Genomic DNA, 26,129 nt, shown 5'->3' on the forward strand with positions numbered 1-26,129 from the left:
CCACCACTATCCTCGGTCTGCGATCCTCTGCAGCATCTCCTCCAGGAGAAGGCGCTCACCCGGCGACAGAACGGCAACCTCGTTCAGCCGGGACCGCAACGCGGTAGCGATGCTTGAAAGCTCGCCGCCATTCTTCAGGGGGCGCCCCTCGATAATCTGCGAGAACACAGTTTCGCGCGCGGCATCCGCCAAATCGCCCCGTTGATCCGGGGCCTTTGCCAAGAGGGAAAGAACGCAACCAATTCCTGCCGCATGAACGAGATCGACCGCATGTTCTTCGCTCACGCGAAGACGCCCGAGGCGCGCAAGACGGCCAACCTTTTCCCGCAGCACTGCCAATCCGGCAAGGGTCACTTTTGATGGCGGATTCGGGTAGGTCGTCCGGATCAAGTTGAAGATCGCCGGATTGGCGAGACCGAACGCGATATAGTCGTCCCACCCCCTGCGCATGTCTTCAACGGGATCGGCCGCCGGTTCGCGCCGTACCTTCTCGGCGATGTAGTTTGCATAGGCCCCTTCCGCCACGGCGTCGAGAAGCCCCCGTTTGTCGCCGAACAGGCGGTAGATGGTGGGTGCCTGGACGGAAGCGGCGTCCGCCACCGCCCGCGTGGTCGCCGCCTCCTCCCCGCCCGCCGCCACAAGGCGGGTAGCCGCGGCGAGAATGCGCGCACGCGTATCGCCGGGTTCATCTGCGGGAGAGGGAAAATCATTCGTCGCCATGGGCCGATTTTAGCAGTGATTGTTATCAGCGCTATCAAAAACTTGATTTCAACGATAATCACTGATATCACCGTCGCGTTATCATCGCTAACAAGAGGTAGAATCATGATTGTCGTAACGGGCGCCACCGGAAAGCTGGGCCGTCTGGTGGTTCAACACCTGCTCGAACGGGTTCCCGCAGAGAGGATCGCGGTCAGCGTGCGCGATCCCGGCAAGGCAGCAGCGTTCTTGCAGCAGGGTGTGCGGGTGCGCCATGGCGATTTCGCACAGCCGGACAGCCTTGCCAGTGCATTCGAGGATGCAACGCAGGTGCTTGTCGTCTCATCCAACGCCAGCGCCTATGGCGGAGATTCGAAAGCGCAGCATCGCGACGCCATAGCGGCGGCCAAGACCGCGGGCGTGCGGCGCATCCTGTATACGAGCCATATGGCCGTGAGCGCGACGTCGGCATTCCTGCCGATGCACGTGCATGCGGCGACGGAAACTATGTTGCAGGAGTCCGGCCTGGCCTGGACGGCGCTGCGCAACGGTTTCTACGCTGAGAGCGCCCGACAAATGACCGCCGATGCTGCAAGGACGGGAGAGGTCGTCGCTCCGGAGGACGGAAAATTCTCCTGGACCGCCCACGAAGACCTAGCAGCGGCCGCTGCAACCATCCTCGCCGAGGAAGGCCGCTTCGACGGCCCAACGCCGCCGCTGACAGCCCCGGCGGCGCTGGATTTCACGGATATCGCCAATATTCTGAGCGAGATTTCCGGGCAGACAATCGCGCGCCGAACCGTGGCGGATGACGAATTCGAGCGGCTTCTCGCATCCCGCAGCCTGCCCCCGGCCGTGATCGCCATCACGCTCAGCATGTATCGCGCAGCGCGCGCCGGAGAGTTCGCAAGGACGGACCCCACGCTCGGCAAACTCCTAGGGCGCGAGCCGATCTCCGCAAGACAAACCCTCGCAAGCTAAAATGGCGTACGCAGGCTTGACCCGGAATTCAGAAGAAGGAGCCGGCCATTTCCGGTGGGCCTTCGAGGGCGTGGGCCATGAATTCCAGCGCCGATTGCAGGGACGGGCGGCTGATCGGGCCGCCGAGGCAGATGCGCACCGCTTCCGGCGGCGTGCCATCGACGGTGAAGGCATCGGAGGCGACGACGCCGATACCGGCGGAGCGCATGTGCGTGCCGAAGGTGGAGCGCGTCCAGCCGTTTGAAAGCGGCAGCCAGATGTTGAAGCTGATCGGATCGGCGCGGTAGCTGCCGGCAGGCAGCATCGCGGCGACGAGCGCCTGTCGCGCTTCGGATTCGGCACGGATGAAGCGCAGGATCGTGTCGGCCGTGCCGTCTTCGATCCAGCGCGTGGCAAGCGCCATCATCAGCGGCGAGGCCATGACGTTGTTGGCCCGCATGGCGCTGGCGAAAGGCCAGGCGGCGCGGCTGTCCGGCGCGACCACATAGGCAAGGCGCAGGCCTGCGCCGATGCATTTCGCCAGCCCGCCGATATGCCAGGTGAGGTCCGGCGCCATGGCGGCGAGCGGCGCCGGGGCATGGAGCGGAATGAAACCGTACGCGTCGTCCTCGACGATCGGCACATGGTACTTGCGCGCCACCGCGCAGATTGCCTCGCGCCGGATGGTCGGGATCGTCAGCGTCGTCGGGTTCTGAAGGGTCGGATTGAGGTAGATCGCCTTCGGCTTCTCGCGCTCGCAGGCCTCTGCGAACGCGTCCGGCAGGATGCCCTCGTCATCCATCGGCAGGCCGAAGAGGCGCAGGCGAAGCTGGGCGGCGATCGAGCGCATGCCGGGATAGGTGATGTTTTCCGAAAGGACCGTCTCGCCCGGCTTTGCCAGCATGCTCAGGATGGCGAGCAGCGCCGGGTGCGCGCCGGGGGTGACGAAAATGCGCTCCTGCGCCGGCACGAGGCCGCGGCGGCTGAGCCAGGCGGCGGCCGCATCCTTGTCCATGACGGTTCCGCCAAACCCCTGGTAGCGCAGGAGGGGCACGAGATCGGCGGCGACGGCCGAAAGCCCTTCCCGCATGCGGGCGAGCAGATCCGGATTGTCCGGCTCCGGCGGCATGTTCATGGAAAAATCGACGACGGTGGCGCGGCGCGGATCGGACGCCATGGCGGAGGAAAAACCGCGTCGTTCGCTGTCCAGGCCGCCGGTGACGAAGGTGCCCCGCCCCACATGGGACTGCACGAGCCCGCGCTTCTGCGCCTCCAGATAGCCGCGCGCGACCGTGGTGAAGTCGATGTCGAGCCGCTTTGCCAGCTCACGCTGCGGCGGCAGCCGGTCACCGACGACCAGATGGCCGCTGCGCAGGTCCATCTCTATCAAATCGGCGATCGCCATGTAGCGCGGGCTATTGGAGCGGCTGAGGTCGGGATGCCAGGTCTTCATGAGGTGCGGGAGTCCGTCTGCGATCATTGACTGTATATTGCTGCTTTTTCTCCCTGTCATCCCGCTATTGCGGGCAAAGCATGGCAAAGCGCGGCATCCAGACGGGGTACCGCCGCACTGCGGTCTTCCGGCGCCGTATTGAGTGCAATTTGAATGCATTCAATACGGCCATTGCTGATCGCTGTTTCAGCAGGTCTCTGCTCTCATTTTTGACTCTTAGAATTGGGATTTCACCGATTGAATGCATAATTGAATGCATTTTTGCGACCGTTGACTGCAATTTGTGCAAAATCAATTCTGGCATGGGCCTTGCAATTGAATGGCTGTGCCCCGGCAGGGGCTTGACGCCAACACAGGAGCCATTCATGCCCGCAGTCACCGCACCGGCCCATGCAGACGGAGACTTCTTCGTCGATTACGAAGAGAAGGTTTTCGAGGACGTCCAGGCCAGGGAAGGCGAGAAAGCCCTCATCACATTCCACACCGTCGCCTTCGAAGGTTCGATCGGCCTCGTCAACCTGTTGCAGGCCAAGCGCCTGAAACGCAAGGGCTTCGAGACCGCGGTCCTGCTCTACGGCCCGGGCGTCACGCTCGGCGTGCAGCGCGGTTTCCCAAAACTCGGCGCTGAGGCCTTTCCCGGCCATCTCAACTTCAACAACCAGATCAAGGGCTTCATTGAGGAAGGCGGCAAGGTCTATGCCTGCCGCTTCGCACTCCAGGCGCTCTATGGCCACGGCGAACAGGCACTGATCCCCGGCATCCGCCCGATCAGTCCGCTCGACGTGCTCGACCTGATCCTCATCCACCGCCGCGACGGCGCCTTCATCCTCGATACGTGGACCCTCTGAACCGGCGGAGGCGGAGATACGCTCCGCCTCCCCGCCCCGATGGAAGGAATTCGTCATGGACAAGAAGCTGATGGTCCGGGCCGCCGCCGCGCAGATCGCACCGGACCTCACGTCCCGCGAGGCGACGATGGCGCGCGTGCTGGAAACGATCCGCGAGGCTGCCGGCAAGGGCGCCGACCTGATCGTCTTTCCCGAGACCTTCGTGCCCTGGTATCCCTATTTCTCCTTCGTGCTGCCGCCGGTGCTTTCGGGCAGCGAGCATCTGCGGCTCTACGAGGAGGCCGTGACCGTGCCGAGCCCGGCGACGGAGGCGGTCGCCGCTGCCGCGCGGGAAAACGGCATCGTCGTCGCGCTCGGCATCAACGAACGCGACCGCGGCTCGCTCTACAACGCCCAGCTCGTCTTCGACGCCGACGGCACGCTTCTCCTGAAGCGCCGCAAGATCACGCCGACCTTCCATGAGCGCATGATCTGGGGCCAGGGCGACGGCGCCGGGCTGACGGTGGTCGACAGCCGCGTCGGGCGCATCGGCGCGCTCGCCTGCTGGGAGCACTACAACCCGCTCGCCCGCTATGCGCTGATGGTGCGCCACGAGGAGATCCACGTCGCGCAGTTTCCCGGCTCCATGGTCGGCCCGATCTTCGCCGACCAGATGGAGGTGACGATCCGCCACCACGCGCTGGAAAGCGGCTGCTTCGTCGTCAACGCGACCGGCTGGCTGACCGACGAGCAGATCGCCTCGATCACGCCGGACGAGAAGCTGCAACGGGCGCTGCGCGGCGGTTGCATGACGGCGATCATCTCGCCCGAAGGTAAGCACCTCGCGCCGCCGATCACCGAGGGCGAAGGCATCCTCATCGCAGACCTCGACATGAGCCTCATCGTCAAGCGCAAGCGCATGATGGATTCGGTCGGCCATTACGCCCGGCCGGAACTGCTCTCCCTCCTCCACGACGACCGGCCGGCGCGGCCGATGGTCACCGCCCACCCCGCCTTCGAAACCGATCCGGCAAGGAACAGCACCGATGGACACGATGACGCGTCTTCCGACCGAGAAACTGATCAACGAATTGCAGTCCTTCGGGGCCAGACTGGTTGATCCGAAGGCGGGGCATGAGAGCCGCCGCGGCGGCGCCGGCCCTTCCGACCACAAGCCGATGACCATCGACGGCATGACTGTCATGGTGCCGGTGCACACCGCACCCGCCTTCGAAAGCCCCTATCTGGTCGAAAAGCCGGACGCGGCGGGCAAGAGCCGCATCAGCCGCGACGGCCACGTCATCGGCGAGGTCGCCTTTCCACTCCGCCCGCGCTTCTACGAGAAGACGACGGCGGACGGCATTCCCTATTCGCAGATCGCCGTGCTGCACGGGCGCGACGTGCTGGCGACGACGGTGCTGCAAACCTGCATCCGCTACCAGAGCCGCACCAAGACCTGTCAGTTCTGCGCGATCGGCCAGTCGCTTGCCGCCGGCCGCACCATCGCCCACAAGACGCCGGAGCAGCTGGCCGAGGTAGCGAAGGCCGCCGTAGAGCTCGACGGGGTCAAGCACATGGTGATGACCACGGGCACGCCGAAGGGGCCGGACCGGGGTGCCGCTATCCTCGCCGAAAGCGCCCGCGCCATCAAGGCCGCCGTCGACCTGCCGATCCAGGCCCAGTGCGAGCCGCCGGAGGACGACGGCTGGTACAGGATCATGAAGGATGCGGGCGTCGATACGCTTGGCATGCATCTCGAAGTGGTGACACCGGAACTGCGCGCGCGGATCATGCCCGGCAAGGCGCAGGTGTCGGTCCCGCAATATATGCGTGCCTTCGAGGCGGCGGTGAAGATTTTCGGCCGCGGGCAAGTTTCCACCTACATCCTTGCTGGCCTCGGCGACACGCACGAGGCGATCCTCGACATCTGCGCGAAGCTGGTGGCGATCGGCGTCTATCCCTTCGTCGTGCCCTTCGTGCCGATCTCCGGCACGCCGCTCGAAAGCCACCCCGCGCCGAAGCCGGATTTCATGCATTCGATCCTCGGACCGCTCTCGAAGATGCTGGTCGATAGCGGTCTCAAGGCCGTGGACATCAAGGCGGGCTGCGGCAAATGCGGCGCCTGCTCGGCCCTTTCCACCTATGAGAGGATGCTGACGAAATGATCATCGAACCGGTCTTACCCTTCAGCGCCAGCGAGTTTCAGGTGAAGTTCGCCACCTCCGCCTGGGAGCGGGCGCAGGCCCATGCGCTGCGGCGCGCCGTCTTCTGCGAGGAACAGGGCCTCTTCGAGGGCGACGACCGCGACGCGATCGACGCGCACGCCACGCCCATCGTCGCCCTGTCGATGCTAGGCGTGGCGGCGGACCGCCTGGTCGGCACGGTGCGCATCCACGAGGCGGAGCCGGGCGTCTGGTGGGGCTCGCGGCTTGCCGTCCATGCGGATTACCGGAAGATCGGCGCGCTCGGCGCCACGCTCGTCCGCCTTGCCGTGTCCTCGGCAAGCGCTATGGGCTGTCGCACGTTCTTCGCCAATGTGCAGCCGCAGAACGGCCTCCTCTTCCGCCGGCTGCACTGGGATGTAATCGGGGAAATCGACATCTACGGCCGGCCGCACCTGCGCATGAAGGCGGACCTTGCCTGGTATCCGCCCTGCCCCACGCCCGAAGCGGGCTTCGTGGCGCTTGCGAGAAAGGCGGCGTGAGATGGCGGAAATCGATATCCCGGGCCTTGCCGCCCTTCTCGCCGAATCCAGCGGCGTCGCCGCCAAGGCGGACATTGCCGACGTCTCCGCCCGGCTCGGCCTTGCCGGCGCGCCGGTCGCCGTCGGCGACGACTGCGCGGCGCTGCCGGATGGCGACGGCTACCTGCTCTTCGCCATCGAGGGCTTCATGAATGGCTTCGTCGCCGCCGATCCGTGGTTTGCCGGCTGGTGCGGGGTCATGGTCAACATTTCGGACGTCGCCGCTATGGGCGGCCGGCCGCTCGCCGTGGTCGATGCCGTCTGGGCGGATGGCAGCGAGGCGGCCGCCCCCGTACTCGACGGCATGCGCGCGGCCTCCGCCGCCTTCGGCGTGCCGATCGTCGGCGGCCACACCAACATCCGCACCGACCGCGGCCAGCTTTCGGTGGCCATCCTCGGTCGGGCGAAGCGGCTGCTGACGAGCTTCGACGCCAAACCCGGCGACGTGCTGGTGGCGGCGATCGACCATCGCGGTCGCTACCGCGAACCCTTCGACAACTGGGAGGCCGCGACCGACGCCCCGCCGGCCCGGCTTCGCGGCGACCTCGAAACCCTGCCGGAGATCGCGGAAGCAGGCCTCGCCCTTGCCGCCAAGGACATCAGCCAGGGCGGGATCATCGGCACGGCGATCATGCTCGCTGAATGTTCGGGCGTGGCGATCGAGATCGACGTGACTCGCATTCCGCTGCCGGCCGGCGTGCCGCTGGGACGTTGGCTGAAAACCTTCCCGAGCTTCGGCTATCTCCTCTCCGTTCCGCCGGAAAAGCGCGATGGCGTGCTGGAGTGCTTTGCCCGCCGCGCGATCACCGCCGCCGTGATCGGCACCGTCACGGCCGGCAGCACGGTCGCGATCACCGACGGGGGGACCCGCGCAGTTGTCCGCGACCACGCCGAAACCCCGCTCATGAAGGCCGCACCGCTGGAGGAAAGCGCATGACGGACCGGCTGCGCATCGCCATGCTGGCGCATTCCACCAATCCGCGCGGCGGGGTGGTGCACGCCATGCACCTCGCAGAGGCGCTGACGGCACTCGGCCACGCGGTCGTGCTGCATGCGCCCGATGCGAAAGGCAAGGGCTTCTTCCGCCAGCCGACCTGCGGCACCGCCGCCTTCCCCGTCGCCGCGGCACCGCCCGATATGACGGCGATGGTCGAGCAGCGCATTGCCGACTACATTTCCCATTTCGAGCAGCGCGCCAACCGCGGCTTCGATATCTTCCACGCCCATGACGGCATTTCCGGCAATGCACTGGCGACGCTGAAGGCGCGCGGCCTCATCCCCGGCTTCGCCCGCACCGTGCACCATGTCGATACGTTCGGTGACCCACGCCTGGTGGCGCTGCAGGACCGCTCGATCGTCGAGGCGGACCTGTTCTTCACCGTGAGCACGCTCTGGCAGAAAGCGCTCGGCGAGCGCGGCATGCCGGCCGTCGTCGTCGGCAACGGCGTCGACACGGAGCGCTTCGCGCCGACCTGGAGCGGCGAGCAGACGGCGCTGCGCGACCGGCTCGGCATTCCGTCAGGCCCAGTCTTCCTCAGCATCGGCGGAGTGGAGAAGCGCAAGAACACCACGGCCATCCTCGAGGCCTTCCGCCAGCTGCGCGCCGTGCGCCCCGATGCGCAGCTGGTGATCGCCGGCGGCGCCTCGCTGCTCGACCACAGCGCCTACCAGACGGAATTCCGCGCCGAGCTTGCCGCGCTCGCAAGCCATGCCGCCGCTGTGCACATGATCGGCCCCGTTGCGGACGAGGACATGCCGAACCTCTACCGGCTCGCCGACGCGCTGGTCTTCCCCTCGCTGAAGGAAGGGTTCGGCCTCGTCGTGCTGGAGGCATTGGCGAGCGGCATTCCGGCCATCGTCTCCTCCATCCCGCCCTTCACCGAATATCTCGGCGCCGACCATGCGCTCTGGTGCGATCCGAAGCATCCCGCCTCCATTGCCGATGCCATGGCGTTGGCCCTCGTGCCGGCGATCCGCGAGCGCGTCATTCCCCGCGGGCTGGATGTGGCGGCGCGCTTCAGCTGGCGCCGCGTCGCTGAAAGCCATCTCGCCGCCTACCGGACCCTGAAGGAGGCCGTCCATGCCTGAAATGCACTTCGTCGTCACCTGGCCGGACGGCCGGCAAGAGACCTGCTACTCGCCCTCGCTCGTCGTGAAGGAATTCCTCGACGAAGGCGCAAGCTACCCCGTCTCCGACTTTCTCGACCGCAGCCGCAAGGCGCTCACCATCGCCAGCGAGCGGGTGGAGGCGAAATACGGATATCCCTGCTCGCTCGCCCGCGGCCAACTCGCCCGCATCGTGGCGACGGGCGCCCCCTTCCTTGCCGACACCGAGGCGCGCGTGCGCTGCGAAACCTTCCTTCCCTGAAAGGACCCGTCATGACCAAGCCCTTCCTCAAATCCCATTACAGCGCCGTCGTCGTTGGCGGCGGGCAGGCAGGCCTTTCGGCCAGCCACTACCTCCAGAAACACGGCATCGACCACGTCGTCTTCGAGCAGAAGACCGTCGCCCACAAATGGAAGGACGAGCGCTGGGACGCCTTCTGCCTCGTCACGCCCAACTGGCAATGCCAGCTTCCCGAGCATCCCTATGACGGCGACGACCCGCACGGCTTCATGGTCAAGGACGAGGTCATCGCCTATGTCGACGGCTTCATCGACAAGGTGAAAGCGCCCGTCTTCGAGCATACGAGCGTGACCGCGGTGGAAAAGACCGGCGATCTTTTCCGCGTCGAGACCCCCATCGGCACCGTGACGGCCGAAAGCGTCATCCTCGCCACCAGCCTCTACAGTCGCCCCGCGATCCCGCGCGCCGCCGAACGCCTGCTCGACACGATCGTCCAGATCCACACCGCGGACTACCGCAATCCCGGACAGCTGCCGGAGGGTGCGGTCGTCGTCGTCGGCTCCGGCCAGTCGGGCGCGCAGATCGCCGAGGATCTTCATCTTGCCGGCCGCAAGGTGCACATGGTCACCGGCAACGCCCCGCGCTGCGCCCGCTTCTACCGCGGCCGCGACGTGGTCGACTGGCTCGCCGACATCGGCCAGTACGACATCACCGTAGAGCACGACGGCATGACGAAGAAGCGTCACGACACCAACCATTACCTCACCGGCCGCGACGGCGGACGCGACATCGACCTCAGGAAATTCGCGCTGGAGGGCATGTCCCTCTACGGCCGCATGCGCACGGTGGAACACGGCCGCATGCTCTTCGATGCCGACCTGACGGCCAATCTCGACCACGCTGACCGGGTCTATAACGGCATCAACGCACTGATCGACAAACACATCCTCAAACACGGCATCAATGCGTCAGGGGAAACCGTCTACCAGCCGGCCTGGCGACCGGAGACGGACCCGACGGAACTCGACCTCGCCGCGGCCGGCGTCTCCGCCGTCATCTGGGCGATTGGCTTTTCGCCCGACTGGTCCTATGTCGGCCTGCCGATCTTCGACGGCACCGGCTACCCGGTGCAGCGGCGCGGCGTAACCGGCGTGGAGGGCGCCTACGTGCTCGGCCTGCCGTGGCTGTGGACCTGGGGCTCGGGCCGCCTCCTCGCCGTCGGCAAGGACGCCGAACATGTCGTTGGCCATCTCGCCGGAACGCTTGCCGAGCGGCGATCCATGACCCGGCAGGCGGCGAACGGTTGACACCCATGAATCTCGCGATCTTCCCCGAGGCGATACGCGCGCCCACCGCCCGACTGCTGATGGAGCGGGCGCTGGAACCGCACCTCCTGATCGGCATGCCGCACCTGACGCCGGACGGGCTTTCCGAAACCTGGCTGATGAAGGAGCTCGGGCATCGCCACTGGCTGATGCTGGCGCGCGATCTCGGCATGGACGACGCCGATTTTCGCACGCCGGACGGGGCCGAGGCCTATGCGGCCTTCTGCGCGACGGCGTTGAGCAATGCCGATTTCGCCGCGGTCGAGGCAAACGATGTGCTCACCATCCGCTCGACGCTTCATCCCGTCGGGCGGACGCAGACGCTCACGCGGCACCACCTCTCCTGCGGTGAAAGGCCGATCGGCACGGTGGAACTCCTTTCGCTTTTCGTGACACGCAGCCGGGCGGGCGACAACCGCTCCATCATGCGCACCGCGCTGTCGAATCGCAGGAGCGCGGCCGGCGTGGAAAGCACGTTGGCGAAGACGGCGGCAGCGCTTCGCGCGGGAACTCTACGCAGCCATTTCGACCTTGCAACCGACAGTGCGCCCCTCTCCTCCCACCGCTTCCAGCCCGATCGCCTTCAGGAATTCAACGGCGCCGGCCTGTTCTACTGCGTGGAGTTCCAGACCATCGCCAGCAGAGCCCTCGCGTCTTGGCGCCCAGCGGAAGACAGGACGATCGGCGACCGCGATGTCTTCTTCTTCGGCAATATCGATGCCGGAGAAACCATCGAGGCCGAGCTGGCGGCCGAGACACCCAACAGCCCGACCCAGCTATGCCGGCTCAAGCGGAGCGACGGAAAGACAATCGGGGTGGTGTTTTCCAACTATAGGGCGGGCCGCATTCTTCGATGAGAAGCTCGCACCTGGACTCGATCTCGGACATCATCCTGATCGATAAGATGCATGCAGATTTCACAAAGTCTACCGGCCGTGCGGTCTTTTATCGAAATTAGGCTTTCGGTGATCTTGCGTGTGCCTAACTGCCGTGCACCAGACTGTGGATCATGGCCGCAAGGCGCGAAATCTCTGCTTCACTATTGGAGTAGTGGGGCGACGCCCGCACGACGTTGGGCAGTGCGCGGGCGGTTGCATCGAGCAAGGTGTCACGATCGCGGCGGGACATGGCCCAAGATCGTGGACCTTCACACCGGAAATCCCGGCAAGGGCTTTACGAAGCTGGTCGGCCAAGGATCGACAACGCTCCATAATGACATCGGTCCCAATTGCTTGCGCATAATCGATTGCAACACCGAATCCCAGCCGCGCGGCATAATTGTTCTCCCAGGTCTCAAACCGGCGAGCGTCAGGCCGCAAGTCATAACGATCCAGCGCGACCCGGCAAACGAGCAGGCTTGTCGAGTGATGCGGTCGAGAGGCTGAAGGCTCTTGAGCGGGAGAACCGCAAGCTTCGTCAGGCCAACGCGATTTTCTGCAAGGCCTCGGCAGAAGCAACTTATGAGCGCAATCAGCGCAACATGGTACTCGTCGGCGGCAGAGGAAGCGAAAGCCACTTGGCCATAGAGATTGCCTGCGCACTCACCCGAAAACAGTACGCGCGGCCGGTTCATTACTCCTCGCTATACGGGTTTCGGTGGCGTCGCGCCCCGTCATATTGGACGACACGTTCTCGATGCCGTCGCTGTCAGCGTGCTTACGACGAGCGAGGGAATCGACCTCGCAAAAAAGGGCTTGAACGCTATCCTCTGCAACCTCTGAACGGCTTCCTGCTCGTTTAGTCGCACGCACGCATACTTGCACATCACTTCCGCTGGCGGCGGCCGGCGTTGTCGCTGCCTAGGTTTAAACTTACGAAAACGCCGCTTGAGTTTTGCCGAAATAGCGTTCTTTTCCCTAACGTTTTCAAGGGTACCGATAGGGGCGGACAACGGACGTCATCTTTTTGAGTTGACATATTCCTCTCATCTGCATCAATTAGGAAGCGATCGTTTCCGAATTCACGAAGACGTCGCCTATCTCGGGAGGAGACTGATATGAGCAGATTTAAAGCCCTTAAACCCGGCGAGTCGCCGGACAGCGATGTCAACCGCCTGCTGGAGGGAGCACGGACCGGATGGTGGCAGGATACATCCATGTTCGGCACCATCGGCCGGCAACCGTCCCTGCTGAAGACCATTGTTCCGGTCTTTGAATCCTTCTTTGGAGGACAGCGCATCCCTGCGCACATCTTCGAAATGATGCGATTGAAAACCGGCGAAATCAACGACTGCACATATTGCAAGGAAGTGCGTAGCGAGGCCACCCGTGCTCTTGTCTCCGAGCGGGAAAATGCGATCTTCGGCAAGGTTGACTTTGATAATCTCCCCCTGAACGAGGCACTCGCCGTCCAGCTAGCCGAGTACATTGCGGGAGACCCCAACTACATTCCGGACGGCTTTTTTGAACGGCTGGCGACAGTCTTTACGGAAGAAGAGATTATCGAACTTGTTTTCGCCTGCAGTATTTTCAACTGGGGCAACAAATTCAACATCACCATGCAGATCGATGGCAGCGAAGACAGCCGCTACACGAAGGGCATGATCTACCCCGGCGGCGAAGCGCGCGCCGCCTTGGCAAACGCCGGTTGAGGGGTGGAACGATGAATAGCGAAAACATCATTCACGCAGACGGAACGGCTCTTAAGCAGGCGATTTCCGCAAACGAAGTCGTCCTCGTCGATTTCTGGGCATCGTGGTGCGCGCCCTGCCGGGCAATGGCGCCTCTCATCGACCGTCTCGCGAGCGAGTTTCCAGCCGTAAAGATCATCAAGGTCGATGCGGAAAGACACGAGGACCTGCTTTCCGAATACGAGGTGCAGAGCCTGCCGACATTGCAGGTTTACCGCTCGGGAATGCGCGTGGAGCAACTACGCGGCAAGGTTCCTTACACGCTCATGCAACGGGCGCTGCAAAACTAAACCGCACGATGCTGCCGTGAACCCCGGTTCGCGGCGGCATTTCCTATTGGCTGCAATATCGACATAGAGGGCACGATGACACACAGCAGGCTTGTCATATTGGGATCCGGGCCTGCGGGCTACACGGCGGCGATCTACGCTGCGCGCGCCAATCTGGCGCCGCTGATCGTCAGCGGGTCAGAGGAAGGCGGCCAACTGATGATGACGACCGAAGTGGACAACTGGCCGGGCGATGCGCATGGGTTGCTCGGTCCGGATCTCATGCAGCGCATGAAGGAGCACGCCATGCGCTTCGGCAGCACGCTGGCGCAGGATCACGTCATCTCCGTCGATCTCTCCTCTCGACCCTTTCGTCTCGAGGGAGAGATAGGACGCTATACAGCGGATGCACTGATCATCGCGACCGGTGCCACGGCGAAATATCTCGGATTGCCGAGCGAGACCTCGTACCGTGGCAAGGGTGTTTCTGCCTGTGCGACATGCGATGGATTCTTCTACCGCGGCCGCGACGTCGCCATCGTCGGTGGCGGGAACACGGCCGTCGAAGAAGTGCTATACATGGCAAACATCGCGCGCAAGATCACGCTCGTTCACCGCCGTGACACGCTCCGGGGCGAAAAGGTTCTGCACGACAGGCTGCAGAAGCTCGTCGCCAGTGGCCGCGTCGACGTATGCTGGAATTCCACGGTGGTCGAAATATTCGGTAACGGTAAGAGCATGCAGGGCTTGCGCCTTCTTAATTCCCTATCGGGCAAAGTGAGCAGTCTTGACGTTCAAGGCGTCTTCATCGCCGTTGGTCACGAGCCTAATACCCTTCTCTTCCGTGGTCAGATCGAAATGGAAAACGGTTATGTGTCCGTTCGCAGGGGTCCCATGCCAACCGCCACATCTACAAGCGTTGCCGGTGTCTTTGCAGCTGGTGATGTTATGGATCACACCTACCGCCAGGCCATTACGTCCGCCGGTAGCGGATGCATGGCGGCGCTTGACGCACAGGTTTTCCTGGAGGCAGATGCGCCCGAACACGATGATGCTATCATGCCTGCGGGAGAAGCGGAATCGTCTGCTGCGATGGACTTGCGTGTGAATTGAACCGGCCGGCCAACGCTCCGACATTTGGGGAGCCGGTTGAAAAAAATCGGTTTTGCCGGTATTTCCCCAGACACATGGGCTAAAAAAGACGCGTAGCCCGGGTGCGCAAAATCGTGGGAAGGATGTTGGCGTGGCGAGACCGCGTGAATTCAATGAGTCAGACGCGCTCGGAACTGCTATCCACGCCTTTTGGAAAAATGGATACCAAGCAACGTCCATCCGCGACCTGGAGACGGCAACCGGCCTGACAACCGGAAGCCTGTACAAGGCTTACGGCAGCAAGCGCAATCTCTTTGCCCATTGCGTCAAGAAGTATATGGACGAACAGTCCTACCTGGCGATCCTGAAAAGCAAGTCCGCCCTACCGCTGCGCGATGCTCTCCGCGAAGTGTTGGACGTGGCCATCGAGAGCGCTCGACCCAACGCCCGACGCCTGCCCGGCTGTCTTGTCAGCAATCTCGCAGCCGAATTGGCCACGGTTGATTCCGAACTGGGGAACTCCGCCGCCATGCAGCTTCAAAACATGCAGAAAGCGATAGAGTTGAGGATCGAGGAGGCACGTGATAATTCCGAACTGGAGCCTGGAACAGACGCGCCGAGGCTGGCCGCCTACATAATGGTCCTGCTGCAGGGCATGCTCGCGATCTCCAAAAGCACCAAAGATATCGAGAGCATGCGTTCGGCGCGCGACATGGCCCTCGACTGCCTGAGATAAACCAGCGTGCAGTTGCCGTTTCTGTTGAGCCCGCCCATCGGCCTGGTCCTCAGGAGCTGTCGCACGGCTAAACCATTCCTCAAGCCGACTCATCTCAACCGCAATTGCAGGCGAAAACTCGCGCCCCTTTTCGCCCTTATTTCCTCCATGGAAACGCCGTCCGCCATTTTGATCAGCGAAAGCGAAGGGACGTCCTGTCGGGCAACGGTGAATGCGCCGAGATTGACGTGAAATCCGTCTTGAAGTTCACACGCGGCACGAGCGGCCATCCTTTCGCGGCTCCAGACCATCTCAGGCAAACTAAGCTCTCGAAGAAATCTGAACCGACGACCCATGAATAGGAAGGAGTAACGCGTCGAGATTTCGTCGGCTTAAAGACATGGACAAGATCAGAGATTGACATGTAGGTCGCCGCCGGCCGCCGGGACCGAGCAACAGATCAAGGCTTCGTCGTCCGTGACAGCGTAGGCAGGGTTCGATTGATAACTGACTTGGCCTTTTAAGATCTTCGTCCTGCAATCCCCACAGCTACCAGCCCGGCACCCGAAAGGCGGGGTCAATCCTCTCAGCTCGGCAAGTTCCAACAGGGTCCCGCCATCCGGCTTCCAGCGAGCCTCCTTCCCCGATTGAGCGAAGATCACCCGGACAGGCTCTGTGGCCGCGGGTACGGCGGGAGCGGCGCGCGGACCTGGTTCTGCCTCACGCTTCAGGCCGGATGGCCCGAAGGCTTCGGCGTGGATCCTGCCATCGGCAATGTTCAGTCGCCGCAAACCGTCATAGATCGCCTGCATGAAGGAAGCAGGCCCGCAGAGATAGAAATCGTAATCACCAAACGGCAGATGCGCCTTCAGCAACCCCACGTCGATGCGGCCTGCGGCGTCATACCTCCCCACATCAGCAGATGCGGGACCACTCAGGACCCGGACATCTTGGACGGAGCCCTGCCCGCGCTCGACCAGTTCGGCAATCTCGGCATCAAAAGCTCTCTCTTCAAGCGTGCGCGATGATCTGAACAGCCAAACCGGGCGGCGATGGCGCGTCCTGTCACCCTCACGAACGACGTGGCGCAGCATGGACAGCAGCGGCGTAATGCCAATGCCTGCAGCCAACAACACGGCCGGCCGACTGCGTTCCATCGCATCGATGGTGAAGGCACCGGCCGGCGCCAGGGCCTCAATCTCGTCCCCCTCCCGCATAGCATGTAGAAGTGATGACGCCCTGCCCTCGCGCTTGACGCCCAATCGGTAATAACCATCAGAGGGCGCACTCGACAGTGTGTAGTTACGACGGATGAATTCGCCGCCATCGGCGATCCGGATCGGCAAATGCTGCCCCGCCAGATACGGGATCAGCGCCTCGCCATCCACCGGGGCCAGATGCAGGGAACGGATTGTTGCGCTTTCGGCAACGATCTGCTCGATGCGGAACCGCCGCCACATCTTCGCCTTGGCGGCCGCCTGAAGGCGCGCCTCCGCCTCCTGCCAGGTGCCGGTCATCAGGATGCTTGGCGACATTCCGTCTTCCGCAAATGTCCACCGCAAGGGCAGCGCATCTGGCCGCAACACCACTTGTTCGGGGATGACCCGCCAGAGCCGTTCGGCACCCTCAAAGGCCGCAATTTCCGGACTATCCAGAATGACCTCGGTTCGGCCAGCAATCTGCAGCGTATCGCCTGTCTCATGATCGATGAACAGCAGGCCAGCGCGCGGATTGACGAGGAAATTGCCGAGCGTGTTGAAGAACAGGTTGCCGTTGAAATCCGGAATGGTAAGCCCGCCGTCCGCGTCGATGCGCACGAAGCCCTGCCGGCCGCCGCGATGGGAGACGTCGACCTGCCGGCCCTCGCCTTCGCGGTCCGTATAGGAGGCCACGAAGAACGTATCGGCCGCCGTTATGATTTGCCGCGCACGGTCGTCCAACCGGTCCGAAACGAGGGACGCTGACGACGACATCTCGGCCGGATCTCTGACGAACCGGAAATGCCGGTTCTGGATATAGCGCGGGCAGTTCCCGTAGCTGTCGTCGACAGCGACCGAAAACCTATCATTTCCGCTGCGGACGATCCTACCGTTCATTCGGTTGCGGCGTCGCGTGATAAGATCGACGCCAAGCAACCCGACAGGATCACCGTCATCCATACCCTTTTCCGCCGGATCGCCGGGATCGCGGATTGCATTGATCTCCAAGGTCTGCGGATCGGGAGAATGCAGAAAACCCGGCTCGCCACAACGGATCGTCGCCCAGGGAACGCCCTGGTGATCGACGGTTCCGATGGCAATGAATGAGATGAGCGGAAAGAACTCGCGATGTTGGTCGAGCAAGAAATGCCGCACGAATTTGCGCCCGACCCTATCCATTTGCTCGGCAACGCCAGCGTGGCGCTGCAATTCAAGCTCACCCTCGTGCCAGGGAGAAGGGGCTGGAGTGGCCTCCGACAAATCCGATTTTTGAAACATACCGCCTCCTTCTCCAAAGAGGATGCGGCCGGAACGGGCCGGCCGCGCCCACACCGTCAGGCCGCGAGACCGATTGCCGTCTTGGGGAAAGGCACAAAGCCCGGCAGTGCTTCGATACGGGCAAGCCAATGGCGGACTTCCGGGTGTGGCGTCAGATCGACATTCCCCTCCGGCGCGCCGACGATGTAGCTGTAGAGTGCGACATCGGCGATAGTCGGTCGGTCGCCGACGATGAACCGATGCCGTCCGAGTTCGGCGTTGACGAGACCCAGAATGTGGTGAGCGCGGGCAATCACCTCGTCGGCGCGAAAGTCGGCTTTGAACACCGTGATCAGGCGAGCCGCGGCAGGACCGTAAGCGATCTCGCCAGCAGCGACGGAGAGCCACTTCTGGATAGTCGCGACGGACTGGAGATCATCGGGCAGCCAGTCTTTCCGGCCGAGCTTGGTGGCCAGATAAACGAGGATGGCATTGGAATCGGCGACGATGACACCGTCATCGTCAAGGACCGGAACCTGACCGAAAGGATTGAGCTTCAGGAAATCCGGCGCCTTATGAGCACCATTTGCGAGATCCACGTCAACGATGTCTGTCTTGACGCCAAGAAGCGAGAGGAACAGGAGAGCGCGATGCGCATGACCGGAAAGTGGGAAATTGTAGAGTTTCATGGAAGGCTCCTTTGAAGTGCTGAACAAAAGCGTCAATGACAGCAAGGAGACTATTGGCATCCGAATTTCTGTAGTAGACTGATATCTGAAAAGGTATCCTCTCGAATTCTGGAATGATCGATGGATCGTCTCGACGCCATGTCCGTGTTCATCGCCGTGGTCGAGGCCGGCAGTCTCTCGGCTGCGTCTCGGGCGCTGCATTCGCCGCTCCCGACCGTCAGCCGCAAGATTTCCGAGCTTGAGGCCCATCTCGGGGTTCGCCTGATCACACGCACCAGCCGCAAGATCCTTTTGACCGAGGCAGGAGAAAGTTATGTGGGAGCCGCCCGCGAAATCCTTGGGCGCGTCGAGGAGGCCGAACGCCGAGCATCGGGTGAATATATTGCCCCACGCGGGGACTTGACGATATCGGCGCCGATCGTCTTCGGCCGCCTGCATGTGCTGCCCGTCGTCACGGATTTCCTAAAGGCGTTTCCCGACATCAATATCCGCCTGACGATGAGCGACAGGTCGGTCAGCCTCGCCGACGAGCAGATCGATGTGGCGCTTCGGATCGGCCATCTGGCAGATAGCAGCCTGATCGCCACCCGCCTCGGCTCGATCCGCACGACCGTTTATGCCAATCCGGATTATCTGAGGCGCAATCCTGGCCCCACCCACCCGCGCGATCTAGCGAACTTGGACTGCATCTCCTTCGAAGGGCTGCTGTCAAACCGGTTCTGGACATTCCGTGACGGGCGGCAGGAGATGTCCACGCCTATCCGGTCACGCCTTTCCGTCAACACGGCAGAGGCGGCGGTGGATGCCGCCTCTGCCGGTCTTGGTATCACCCGTGTCATAGCCTATCAGGCACGACGTGCCGTAGAGGCGGGCTTGCTGGCGCCCGTCCTTGAAGACTTCGAGTTGGATCCGTCGCCGGTACAACTCGTACATCTGTCACAAGGCCTGATGCCGCTGAAGCTCAGGACGTTTCTAGATTTTGCCACTCCACGGCTCAGGGCAGTCCTGTCATAGCGGAACAGTTGGTATCGGGGCCCGCAAGCTGCTCGCAACTTGATATCGACCGCCTCAGCCGTGTTCGGCCGCTCCGAAGGCTTCAAGCGCACGGGTCGAATAGACCAGTGCCGCACCCGCATTCATCGCGACCGCCACACTCAACGCCTCGGCCAGTTCCTCGCGGGTGGCGCCAGACTTGAGCGCTTCGGCGCTGTGGATTGCGATGCATCCGTCGCAGCGCGTGGTGACGGCGACGGCAAGGGAGATGAGTTGACGCGTCTTCTCATCCATCTGCTCGGTCTTGCGGCCCGCGCCCGATATCGTGAGGTAGCCTCTCACAATGTCGGGTGACAGTTTTTGCAACTCGCCGACATTTGCCAGAAGGTTCGTACGATTTTCATTCCAGTCCATTTGAGATTTCCTTTTTGGTCGGCCATCGCCAGTGCTGTGACCTGTAGTCGAGGATGTGAATGCGATCTGTGGTCAGCCGAGCATTACCCCCTCGGCCTCGAGCGATGCCCGTATCGTCGGGCGCTCGCCCATGCGCGCCATGAAGCGCCGGATCGCGGGATAGGCCGAAAGATCGACGTTCACGCGGTGCGACCAGGTCAGGATGTTGAAGAGATAGGCGTCGGCAACCGAGAAACCACTCTCCAGCAGATAGTCGTTGCGGGACAAGTGATCGTCCAGATAGGCGAAGCGGGTCGCGAGATTTCCTTCGATGAACCTCAACTTCGAGGCGTCGTCCAGATGGGGGTAGAACAGGTTCGCATAGCCCTTGTGCATGTCGGTCGCGATGTAATTCAGCCATTCCAGGGCTCGATAGCGCTCAGCGGATCCATGCGCCGGCAGGAGCCCGCGATCGGGATTGTGATCGGCGATCCATTGTAGGACGACAGCACCTTCGGTGATCACCTCGCCGTCATCTAGCTTGAGCGCCGGCACAAAACCCTTTGGCGTCACCTCAAAATAGTTTCCCTCGACCGTCGTCTTCGTCTTGAAGTCGACTTTGACGAGATCGAATGTCTGTCCGGCTTCCCGCAGGGCAATCTGCGGGGCAAGCCCACAGGAACCAGTGGCGTAATACAGCTTCATATTCACTCCATGGATAAGACTTCGCGCAGGCGGGATTGCCCGCGCTTTGATTGAATGGGAGATATCTGCAGTTCAGCGTGAAATGGCCTGCGCTATCGGAACAGGGCGTCGAGATCGGCAGCGCTGTGGCGTTCCCGCAGGAATTCGCTAGGCCCTCCGGACGTACGATTGACGATCCTCCCCCGCGCCACGGCAGGCCGGGCAGCAATCGCGCGGTACCAACGCAAAAGATGCCTGTATTCCTCGACGTTCAGGAACTCATGAGTGTTGTAGACGCCATAAAGACTGCCCGGTTGCCAAGGCCAGACGGCGATGTCGGCGATCGTGTACTGATCGCCGGCCAAGAATTCGTGGCGCGCCAGGTGCGTGTCCAGCACATGTAACTGACGCTTGACCTCCATCGCGTAGCGGTCGATCGCGTATTCGATCTTGAACGGAGCATAGGCATAGAAGTGGCCGAGGCCACCGCCCACAAAGGGCGCCGTTCCCACCTGCCACATCAACCAGTTGAACGCCTCTGTGCGGGCGCGGTGCTCGGTCGGTAGGAAGGCGCCGAATTTCTCCGCGAGATAAACGAGAATCGAGCCGCTCTCGAAGACATGAGTGGCCGGCTCCGTCGACCGATCGACAAGTGCCGGAATCTTGGAATTGGGATTGATGGCCGTGAACCCGCTTCCAAACTGGTCGCCCTCGAAGATATCGATCAGCCAGGCATCGTACTCGGCGCCGGTATGCCCGGCAGCCAATAGCTCCTCGAGCATGATCGTGATCTTCTGGCCGTTGGGCGTGCCCTGCGAATAGAGCTGCAAAGGGTGCTCGCCAACGGGCAGTGCCTTTTCGTACCTGGCGCCGGACACCGGCCGGTTGCTGGTGCCGAAGACGCCGCCATAAGTCTGTTTCTGAGACCAGACCTTCGGTGGCACGTAACCTGCCGGCAGGTTTTCTTCTGAGGCATTCATGACATTCTCCTTTCGCCCACGATGAGTGGGACGTTCTGAAAAGCTTGTTGGTTGCTGATTTTGAAGGGGGAGCTGCTCGAGCCCTAAGCGGCTGATGTCACGGGCTGCCCGGCCGGACAAAGCTTTCCCATCCGCGCATGTGGTTGATGAAGCGTTCGCTCAGACCACCGTCGCGCAGAAACTGCGCGGTTACCGGCAGTTTTGGGCCCTCGTGCAGCGGGTTGGCTTTGACGAGGAGCGGGAAATCGCGCTCGAGGATGCCGGCGCGGCCGATCAACACGAAATCGCACCCTTCCTCGAGCAGTTCTGCGCTGCGCCGGGCGCTCATGATCTTTCCAGCCGTGCCGACGCGGACACCCCGACGGGGGATTTCGGTGAAGACGCTAAGCATGCGTTTTCCGCGAAACGTTCCCGTCCCGACGATCTGGGCAGAATCCCACAGCGCGAGATCGAGATAGTCGATCAGTTCCCGGTCGAGGATTTCCCAAACGATCTCGCGAAGTTCCTCCAGCAGAAGGCCATAGCGTTCGACCGAAAGGCGCCAGCCGATCTGGAAATCCGGTCCGCAGGCACGCCGGATACCCTCGATGATCTCTATCGTCAGCCGGGCCCGGTTTTCGATGCTGCCACCGTATTTGTCCTTTCGGTCGTTCATCAGCGGCGACAGGAACTCCGACAGGATCCACCCGAATGCGCCATGCGGCGCAACACCGTCGAAACCTGCAAGCTGGGCCCGTTTGGCAGCCGCGATGAAGCTGTCGCGGATCCGCTCGACTGCCTCCGTGGTCAACGCCGAAATCCCGGGCAGCGTCCGGCCAGATGCCGGCGACGGAATACCTCCGAGCCGTGGATTGGCGCGATGACCGGCATGGTGAAGCTGCACCGACGACAATCCGCCGCCCTCGCGGATCGCGGACGCCATCTGTGTCAGGCCCCATAGTTCTGCATCGTCTTGGATGCCGAGCTGCCGCTCGTAGGCGATGCCACACCCCTCGACATAGGCCGCCCCGGTATGCACCAGCCCGTAGCCGGACCGGGCGACTTGCCGGATCCAGTCCAAATCGAACTCGGTCGCGGTACCGTCGTGTTCGCTTTGCTGATTGGTGAGCGGTGCAAGCATGAAGCGATTTTGCATCGGCGGCCCGTGCAGAAACGTAAGGGGTTCAAACAAGTGCGAATGCGACATCGAAAACGTCTCCGGTGGCAGTGTCTTTCGTCGCGGCGGTAACGATGGCGACGGCATGTCCCTTGACTACCGAAGTCGATAAGACCGATAAACAAGCCGCATTTCCGAACATTGCGGACAAACTGGATGCCATGAAGATCAGAATGGAAAGCGTGAGTGCGATGTCAGCCTTCGTTCAGGCGGCAGAGTTGCGCAGCTTCAAGCTAGCGGGTCAGCAGTTTGGACTGTCCTCTTCGGCAATCGGAAAGACCATTGCCAAGCTGGAGGAGCAGCTTGGCGTTCGGCTCTTCCACCGTTCGACGCGCGCGATCAGATTGACCGCGGAAGGCGAGATGTTCTTCGATCGTTGCCGTCACATCCTGTCGCAAATGGAGGCTGCCGAAGCCGAACTTGCACACACGACCGCAGCGCCACGCGGAAGACTTCGCGTGGCTGTTCCCTTTTCTCTCGATCTTCTGACACCGCTGCTGGGCGCATTTGCGCAAAAATATCCGGAGATCGAGCTTGATCTTGATTTCAACGATCGCATGGTCGATGTGATCGATGACGGTTTCGATGCGGTGATCCGATCCGGCGAAGTCTCCGATAGTCGTCTCATGCATGTGAAGCTCGGTGAGTTTTCGAACCTTTTGGTGGCCGCCCCAAGCTACATCGCGCGATTTGGAGAGCCGCGCATAGCTTCGGATCTCATCAATCACCGTCTCCTGCACCACCGCTTCTACGACACCGGCAAGCTCGGAGGCTGGGATCCCATCGTTCCGGAGGGGATGGTGCTGCCGGTGACTCTGGCGGCAACGTCGCTTGAGCCATTGATCCGGTTTGCCGAAGCGGGGCATGGGATCGCGTGGCTTCCGGACTTCGCGGTAGCAGCCCGAATCCGTACCGGTGTTCTTCAGGAGGTGCTTCCCGGCTCCCAGAAACGGACACGCGCCTTCCGGCTGCTGTGGCCCCGAAGCAAGACCCCGCCACCAAAACTGTCAGCGTTCGTCAAATTCATGACCGAAGCCATTAGAAGTGGATTACACGCAAATTTCGGGTAAGCGGCGATGTCGGCTTATCGATCACACGGCGACCCTCGACAGTTGCTCGACTAAGCCCTTGAAGGGATATGAACCTACAACGTGAGACCCTTACTCCTCGCGAGATTCTCTCGACAATTCATCGACACAAGAGGGCGCAACATCTTATTACAACGCACGGGTTACCCGGAAGCCTCGGCTGAACATGCGATCATTCGTCTTTCCGACCACAGGCGCCGACGCATGGTCATCATTTCAGCAGTCGGCGAGGCCTAGCGTTTCGAGGTTCTTCAAAAACGCCTGAGCGTACAGACTGTGGTCACCGATTCCATCTTGGGCGGTCGTCCCCGCAGCCGCGCTCCATCACGCACGTCGCCGGCACACTTGCGTCGGCTCTTTTCGCAGCGATCAGGGGGAACGTTGCGACGGATTCGTCATTGTCTATCCGCTGAGGTAGCATGGAGGGACCGATGGCCAAATTCTACTTCAAGATCCAAGATCAGGAAGACGTGTTTCAGCCGGATCGAAGTTTCGAATTTTCCGGGCTGGACGAAGCGGAGAGCGAGGCCAAATTACTCCTGGCGGAAATCGCGGTTGACGGACTCCCTCGGGGCAAGCTCGATTGCCTTGCGGTAGAACTTCAGGACGAAAACCACGTGCCGCTCATCACTGTGCGGCTCGTTATGGAGGTCATTCCCCACGGCGTCCATGAAGCCTAGGTCCGCGGAGAAGATATCTCTTCGATAGTCAGACGCGGCGGAACAAGTTGCAGTGCCAGCTGTTATGCTCAGATCAAAGCGTCTTAACGCACGGCCAAACAAGCGAGCGCCCTATCCGCCTCGGGCGCTCGTTTCCTATTTGTGGATCACCTTCAAACTTCCCACTCGTAATCCCGCATAGGTTGAGGTCAATTTCGCGCAAGCTTATTTAGTCAGGTTACACAGCCGAACGTATAGGAGGAGGGCGTGGAAATATCTGGCAATGCCGAAGAGCAGATTTCTAGCATTGAACGCGCGGCCTGGAACATTGCAGCTCGACACCTCGCACGCGGTCAAAAGGACCCCGTGCAAATGATTGTGGAAGCGATCAATGAAGAACGGGCGCGCTATATCGAATTATTTCGGTTGGCCGCAGGCGAAACAACCGAAATACCACCACACCTAGCCGACCCCGATTTCGAGCGGTGAAAGCAGCGCGGAACGAAAATCGTCGCCGCTAGGCTTTACCGTTCAAAGTGCGAAGGCTAGGATTCGTTGAAGGACTGGCTCCATCGACAGAACGCTCCGCGTCATCGACGTCTTTTTCGGCCTGAAGCCAATGGCCTAGAGAGCGCCCATCTAGCGACCCCTCCTGCTGCCAGATTTCAAAGGCACGCGCCTTGATGCGCCTGTCGCGTTCGTCGCCCATGGTGTCACCTGAAACCGAGGAAAGACAGCACGACAAGGACGATGACGACGAGGCCGACAATGTAGATAATCCGGTTCATGATGGAACTCCATTTGATTGGGAAGACGAACGCCGTTTCCGAGTAGAAGTTCCAATCAATTGCCCGCTGCAAATTCACGACGCGTTCTGCCTAACTCTCAATTCGCTCGCGTGTGGATTTCGCTTCGAAGCGAAAGCGACCGGACAATTGAAGCTTCGACCACAAGAGTTTGCTACGTATCGTCTTTGGATCGACCTCTATTAAACTGCAATCGGTTTCGAGGTGGCGCCTCCACAATTGGTGATTGTATGACCATATTTTCTGTCCGGCATGTCACCACGTATCAGTACAAGAGGCGCGTGGCGTTTGGTGAACATCGACTGCTGTTTCGACCGAGGGATAGTTTCGATCAAACACTCCTGAATTCTCGCCTTTCTGTGGAACCGCAACCAGATCGTATCCGTTGGATTCTCGATGTTTTCGGCAATTGCGTCGCGCTCGTCGGTTTTTCCCAAACCTCGCGTAACCTCCGCTTCGAAACGATCATCCGCCTTGAGCACACGCCGCAGGCGGCGATGGATCTGCAGATCGACGAGAGGGCCCTCACCTATCCTTTTGTCTATGACGCGGAAGAGGCGCCAGATCTGGAAAGTACAATCAAGCGCCATTACCCCGATCCCGATGGCGAGATCGCCAGATGGGCACAGCAGTTTGTGAAGATCGGACAGCCCACTGAAACCGGCCATCTGTTGATGACGATGTGTTACGCGATCCATGAGGGCTTTGCCTATGCCCGGCGCATGGCGCACGGAACGCAGGCGCCGCTCGAGACGCTAAAACTTCGGCGCGGCACCTGCCGGGATTTCGCGCTGCTGACGATGGAAGCGGCGAGATCGCTCGGCCTCGCAGCACGCTTCGTCACCGGTTACATCTACGTTCCCGATCGTGACGGCTCAACGACGCTCGGCGGGGGATCAACTCATGCCTGGTGCCAGGTGTATCTGCCCGGCGCGGGTTGGGTGGAGTTCGATCCGACCAACGGCATCGTCGGCAACCGCGACCTCATCCGCGTCGGCGTTGCGCGCGATCCCAGACAGGCCATCCCCCTTTGGGGCAGCTACGACGGCAGAGCATCCGACTTCGAGAATATGTCCGTGCAGGTTAATGTTACGACCGACGATCAGGATGCCAAACACAATGGATGAGTGGAACTCCCGCGTTTTCCGGGCGTTGCACTCGACAGC

General features: G+C 61.7%; 30 protein-coding genes. 20 read left to right on the forward strand and 10 right to left on the reverse strand.

Annotation, left to right across the window (positions count from 1 at the left end; translation table 11 throughout):
- Positions 1–6: 6 nt before the first annotated feature.
- Positions 7–720, reverse strand: coding sequence for a TetR/AcrR family transcriptional regulator (locus GB927_RS04275; protein ID WP_256115344.1), 714 nt, complete (start codon positions 718–720; stop codon positions 7–9).
- 15 nt (positions 721–735) lie between these two features.
- On the opposite strand from GB927_RS04275, the gene GB927_RS04280 reads away from it, so the two are divergent.
- Positions 736–1,680 (forward strand): SDR family oxidoreductase, encoded by a 945-nt coding sequence (locus GB927_RS04280; RefSeq protein WP_256115345.1) that lies wholly within the window; start codon positions 736–738, stop codon positions 1,678–1,680.
- 28 nt (positions 1,681–1,708) lie between these two features.
- Here GB927_RS04280 and GB927_RS04285 read toward each other — a convergent pair whose 3' ends face one another.
- Positions 1,709–3,112: an aminotransferase-like domain-containing protein gene (locus tag GB927_RS04285; protein ID WP_256115346.1), complete on the reverse strand. Its 1,404-nt coding sequence runs from the start codon at positions 3,110–3,112 to the stop codon at positions 1,709–1,711.
- Between the two features lie 365 nt (positions 3,113–3,477).
- On the opposite strand from GB927_RS04285, the gene GB927_RS04290 reads away from it, so the two are divergent.
- The 9 genes from GB927_RS04290 to GB927_RS04330 are packed head-to-tail and all read left to right on the forward strand — an operon-like array spanning position 3,478 to position 11,211.
- Positions 3,478–3,960 (forward strand): MSMEG_0572/Sll0783 family nitrogen starvation response protein, encoded by a 483-nt coding sequence (locus GB927_RS04290; RefSeq protein WP_256115347.1) that lies wholly within the window; start codon positions 3,478–3,480, stop codon positions 3,958–3,960.
- A 55-nt stretch (positions 3,961–4,015) separates the two neighbouring features.
- Positions 4,016–5,059 carry a Nit6803 family nitrilase gene (locus GB927_RS04295; protein WP_256115348.1) on the forward strand — a complete coding sequence of 348 codons (1,044 nt, stop codon included), beginning with the start codon at positions 4,016–4,018 and terminating at the stop codon, positions 5,057–5,059.
- Positions 4,986–6,104: an MSMEG_0568 family radical SAM protein gene (locus GB927_RS04300; RefSeq protein WP_256115349.1), complete on the forward strand. Its 1,119-nt coding sequence runs from the start codon at positions 4,986–4,988 to the stop codon at positions 6,102–6,104. Before GB927_RS04295 ends, GB927_RS04300 begins: the two co-directional genes overlap by 74 nt.
- Positions 6,101–6,643 carry an MSMEG_0567/Sll0786 family nitrogen starvation N-acetyltransferase gene (locus GB927_RS04305; protein WP_256115350.1) on the forward strand — a complete coding sequence of 181 codons (543 nt, stop codon included), beginning with the start codon at positions 6,101–6,103 and terminating at the stop codon, positions 6,641–6,643. The genes GB927_RS04300 and GB927_RS04305 overlap by 4 nt, the downstream gene beginning before the upstream one ends.
- 1 nt (position 6,644) lies before the next feature.
- On the forward strand, positions 6,645–7,619 hold the full coding sequence (locus GB927_RS04310; protein WP_256115351.1) for a sll0787 family AIR synthase-like protein: 975 nt from the start codon (positions 6,645–6,647) through the stop codon (positions 7,617–7,619).
- Positions 7,616–8,770 (forward strand): MSMEG_0565 family glycosyltransferase, encoded by a 1,155-nt coding sequence (locus GB927_RS04315; protein ID WP_256115352.1) that lies wholly within the window; start codon positions 7,616–7,618, stop codon positions 8,768–8,770. Before GB927_RS04310 ends, GB927_RS04315 begins: the two co-directional genes overlap by 4 nt.
- Positions 8,763–9,050, forward strand: coding sequence for an MSMEG_0570 family nitrogen starvation response protein (locus tag GB927_RS04320; RefSeq protein ID WP_256115353.1), 288 nt, complete (start codon positions 8,763–8,765; stop codon positions 9,048–9,050). The genes GB927_RS04315 and GB927_RS04320 overlap by 8 nt, the downstream gene beginning before the upstream one ends.
- Positions 9,051–9,061: 11 nt before the next feature.
- Positions 9,062–10,336, forward strand: coding sequence for an MSMEG_0569 family flavin-dependent oxidoreductase (locus tag GB927_RS04325; RefSeq protein ID WP_256115354.1), 1,275 nt, complete (start codon positions 9,062–9,064; stop codon positions 10,334–10,336).
- 5 nt (positions 10,337–10,341) lie between these two features.
- Positions 10,342–11,211: a Pnap_2097 family protein gene (locus tag GB927_RS04330; protein WP_256115355.1), complete on the forward strand. Its 870-nt coding sequence runs from the start codon at positions 10,342–10,344 to the stop codon at positions 11,209–11,211.
- A gap of 290 nt (positions 11,212–11,501) precedes the next feature.
- On the opposite strand, the gene GB927_RS34490 is transcribed toward GB927_RS04330, so the two are convergent.
- Positions 11,502–11,927, reverse strand: a complete 426-nt coding sequence (locus GB927_RS34490; protein ID WP_439617978.1) for a hypothetical protein — start codon at positions 11,925–11,927, stop codon at positions 11,502–11,504.
- A gap of 423 nt (positions 11,928–12,350) precedes the next feature.
- Between GB927_RS34490 and GB927_RS04340 the strand changes: the two genes are divergently transcribed.
- From GB927_RS04340 to GB927_RS04355, 4 genes are all read left to right on the forward strand, one after another.
- A complete protein-coding gene (locus GB927_RS04340; protein WP_256115357.1) occupies positions 12,351–12,944 on the forward strand; it encodes a carboxymuconolactone decarboxylase family protein in 594 nt (197 codons plus the stop codon).
- An 11-nt stretch (positions 12,945–12,955) separates the two neighbouring features.
- Positions 12,956–13,273, forward strand: a complete 318-nt coding sequence (locus GB927_RS04345) for a thioredoxin family protein (RefSeq protein WP_256115359.1) — start codon at positions 12,956–12,958, stop codon at positions 13,271–13,273.
- Between the two features lie 75 nt (positions 13,274–13,348).
- The gene (gene trxB, locus GB927_RS04350) at positions 13,349–14,365 is read left to right on the forward strand and encodes a thioredoxin-disulfide reductase (protein ID WP_256115360.1); all 1,017 of its coding nucleotides are present in this window, start codon (positions 13,349–13,351) and stop codon (positions 14,363–14,365) included.
- A gap of 130 nt (positions 14,366–14,495) precedes the next feature.
- The gene (locus GB927_RS04355; protein ID WP_256115361.1) at positions 14,496–15,080 is read left to right on the forward strand and encodes a TetR/AcrR family transcriptional regulator; all 585 of its coding nucleotides are present in this window, start codon (positions 14,496–14,498) and stop codon (positions 15,078–15,080) included.
- A gap of 389 nt (positions 15,081–15,469) precedes the next feature.
- On the opposite strand, the gene GB927_RS04360 is transcribed toward GB927_RS04355, so the two are convergent.
- Positions 15,470–17,536 (reverse strand): 2Fe-2S iron-sulfur cluster-binding protein, encoded by a 2,067-nt coding sequence (locus GB927_RS04360; RefSeq protein ID WP_256115362.1) that lies wholly within the window; start codon positions 17,534–17,536, stop codon positions 15,470–15,472.
- A 56-nt stretch (positions 17,537–17,592) separates the two neighbouring features.
- Positions 17,593–18,204 carry a glutathione S-transferase family protein gene (locus tag GB927_RS04365; protein ID WP_256115363.1) on the reverse strand — a complete coding sequence of 204 codons (612 nt, stop codon included), beginning with the start codon at positions 18,202–18,204 and terminating at the stop codon, positions 17,593–17,595.
- A 120-nt stretch (positions 18,205–18,324) separates the two neighbouring features.
- Between GB927_RS04365 and GB927_RS04370 the strand changes: the two genes are divergently transcribed.
- A complete protein-coding gene (locus GB927_RS04370) occupies positions 18,325–19,218 on the forward strand; it encodes a LysR family transcriptional regulator (RefSeq protein WP_256115364.1) in 894 nt (297 codons plus the stop codon).
- Between the two features lie 54 nt (positions 19,219–19,272).
- Here GB927_RS04370 and GB927_RS04375 read toward each other — a convergent pair whose 3' ends face one another.
- The 4 genes from GB927_RS04375 to GB927_RS04390 all read right to left on the reverse strand — a co-directional run bounded on the left by GB927_RS04375 (position 19,273) and on the right by GB927_RS04390 (position 22,440).
- Positions 19,273–19,611 (reverse strand): carboxymuconolactone decarboxylase family protein, encoded by a 339-nt coding sequence (locus GB927_RS04375; RefSeq protein WP_256115366.1) that lies wholly within the window; start codon positions 19,609–19,611, stop codon positions 19,273–19,275.
- A gap of 72 nt (positions 19,612–19,683) precedes the next feature.
- The gene (gstA, locus tag GB927_RS04380) at positions 19,684–20,295 is read right to left on the reverse strand and encodes a glutathione transferase GstA (protein ID WP_256115367.1); all 612 of its coding nucleotides are present in this window, start codon (positions 20,293–20,295) and stop codon (positions 19,684–19,686) included.
- Between the two features lie 92 nt (positions 20,296–20,387).
- Entirely contained in the window at positions 20,388–21,254 is an 867-nt protein-coding gene (gene yghU, locus GB927_RS04385) for a glutathione-dependent disulfide-bond oxidoreductase (protein ID WP_256115368.1), read from the reverse strand.
- Between the two features lie 97 nt (positions 21,255–21,351).
- Positions 21,352–22,440, reverse strand: a complete 1,089-nt coding sequence (locus GB927_RS04390; protein ID WP_256115370.1) for an NADH:flavin oxidoreductase — start codon at positions 22,438–22,440, stop codon at positions 21,352–21,354.
- A 62-nt stretch (positions 22,441–22,502) separates the two neighbouring features.
- Between GB927_RS04390 and GB927_RS04395 the strand changes: the two genes are divergently transcribed.
- The 3 genes from GB927_RS04395 to GB927_RS04405 all read left to right on the forward strand — a co-directional run bounded on the left by GB927_RS04395 (position 22,503) and on the right by GB927_RS04405 (position 24,646).
- Positions 22,503–23,480, forward strand: a complete 978-nt coding sequence (locus GB927_RS04395) for a LysR family transcriptional regulator (RefSeq protein ID WP_369431620.1) — start codon at positions 22,503–22,505, stop codon at positions 23,478–23,480.
- A 449-nt stretch (positions 23,481–23,929) separates the two neighbouring features.
- Positions 23,930–24,178 (forward strand): DUF6894 family protein, encoded by a 249-nt coding sequence (locus tag GB927_RS04400; protein WP_256115372.1) that lies wholly within the window; start codon positions 23,930–23,932, stop codon positions 24,176–24,178.
- A gap of 246 nt (positions 24,179–24,424) precedes the next feature.
- Positions 24,425–24,646, forward strand: a complete 222-nt coding sequence (locus tag GB927_RS04405; protein WP_256115373.1) for a hypothetical protein — start codon at positions 24,425–24,427, stop codon at positions 24,644–24,646.
- Between the two features lie 28 nt (positions 24,647–24,674).
- On the opposite strand, the gene GB927_RS34365 is transcribed toward GB927_RS04405, so the two are convergent.
- The gene (locus GB927_RS34365; RefSeq protein WP_369431621.1) at positions 24,675–24,866 is read right to left on the reverse strand and encodes a DUF2934 domain-containing protein; all 192 of its coding nucleotides are present in this window, start codon (positions 24,864–24,866) and stop codon (positions 24,675–24,677) included.
- On the opposite strand from GB927_RS34365, the gene GB927_RS04410 reads away from it, so the two are divergent.
- A complete protein-coding gene (locus GB927_RS04410) occupies positions 24,838–25,149 on the forward strand; it encodes a hypothetical protein (RefSeq protein WP_256115374.1) in 312 nt (103 codons plus the stop codon). The genes GB927_RS34365 and GB927_RS04410 overlap by 29 nt on opposite strands.
- A 44-nt stretch (positions 25,150–25,193) precedes the next feature.
- The gene (locus GB927_RS04415; RefSeq protein WP_256115375.1) at positions 25,194–26,090 is read left to right on the forward strand and encodes a transglutaminase family protein; all 897 of its coding nucleotides are present in this window, start codon (positions 25,194–25,196) and stop codon (positions 26,088–26,090) included.
- The last annotated feature ends 39 nt before the right edge of the window (positions 26,091–26,129 follow it).

It is taken from the genome of Shinella lacus (assembly GCF_010994755.1).
GTDB classification, from domain to species: Bacteria; Pseudomonadota; Alphaproteobacteria; order Rhizobiales; family Rhizobiaceae; genus Shinella; species Shinella lacus.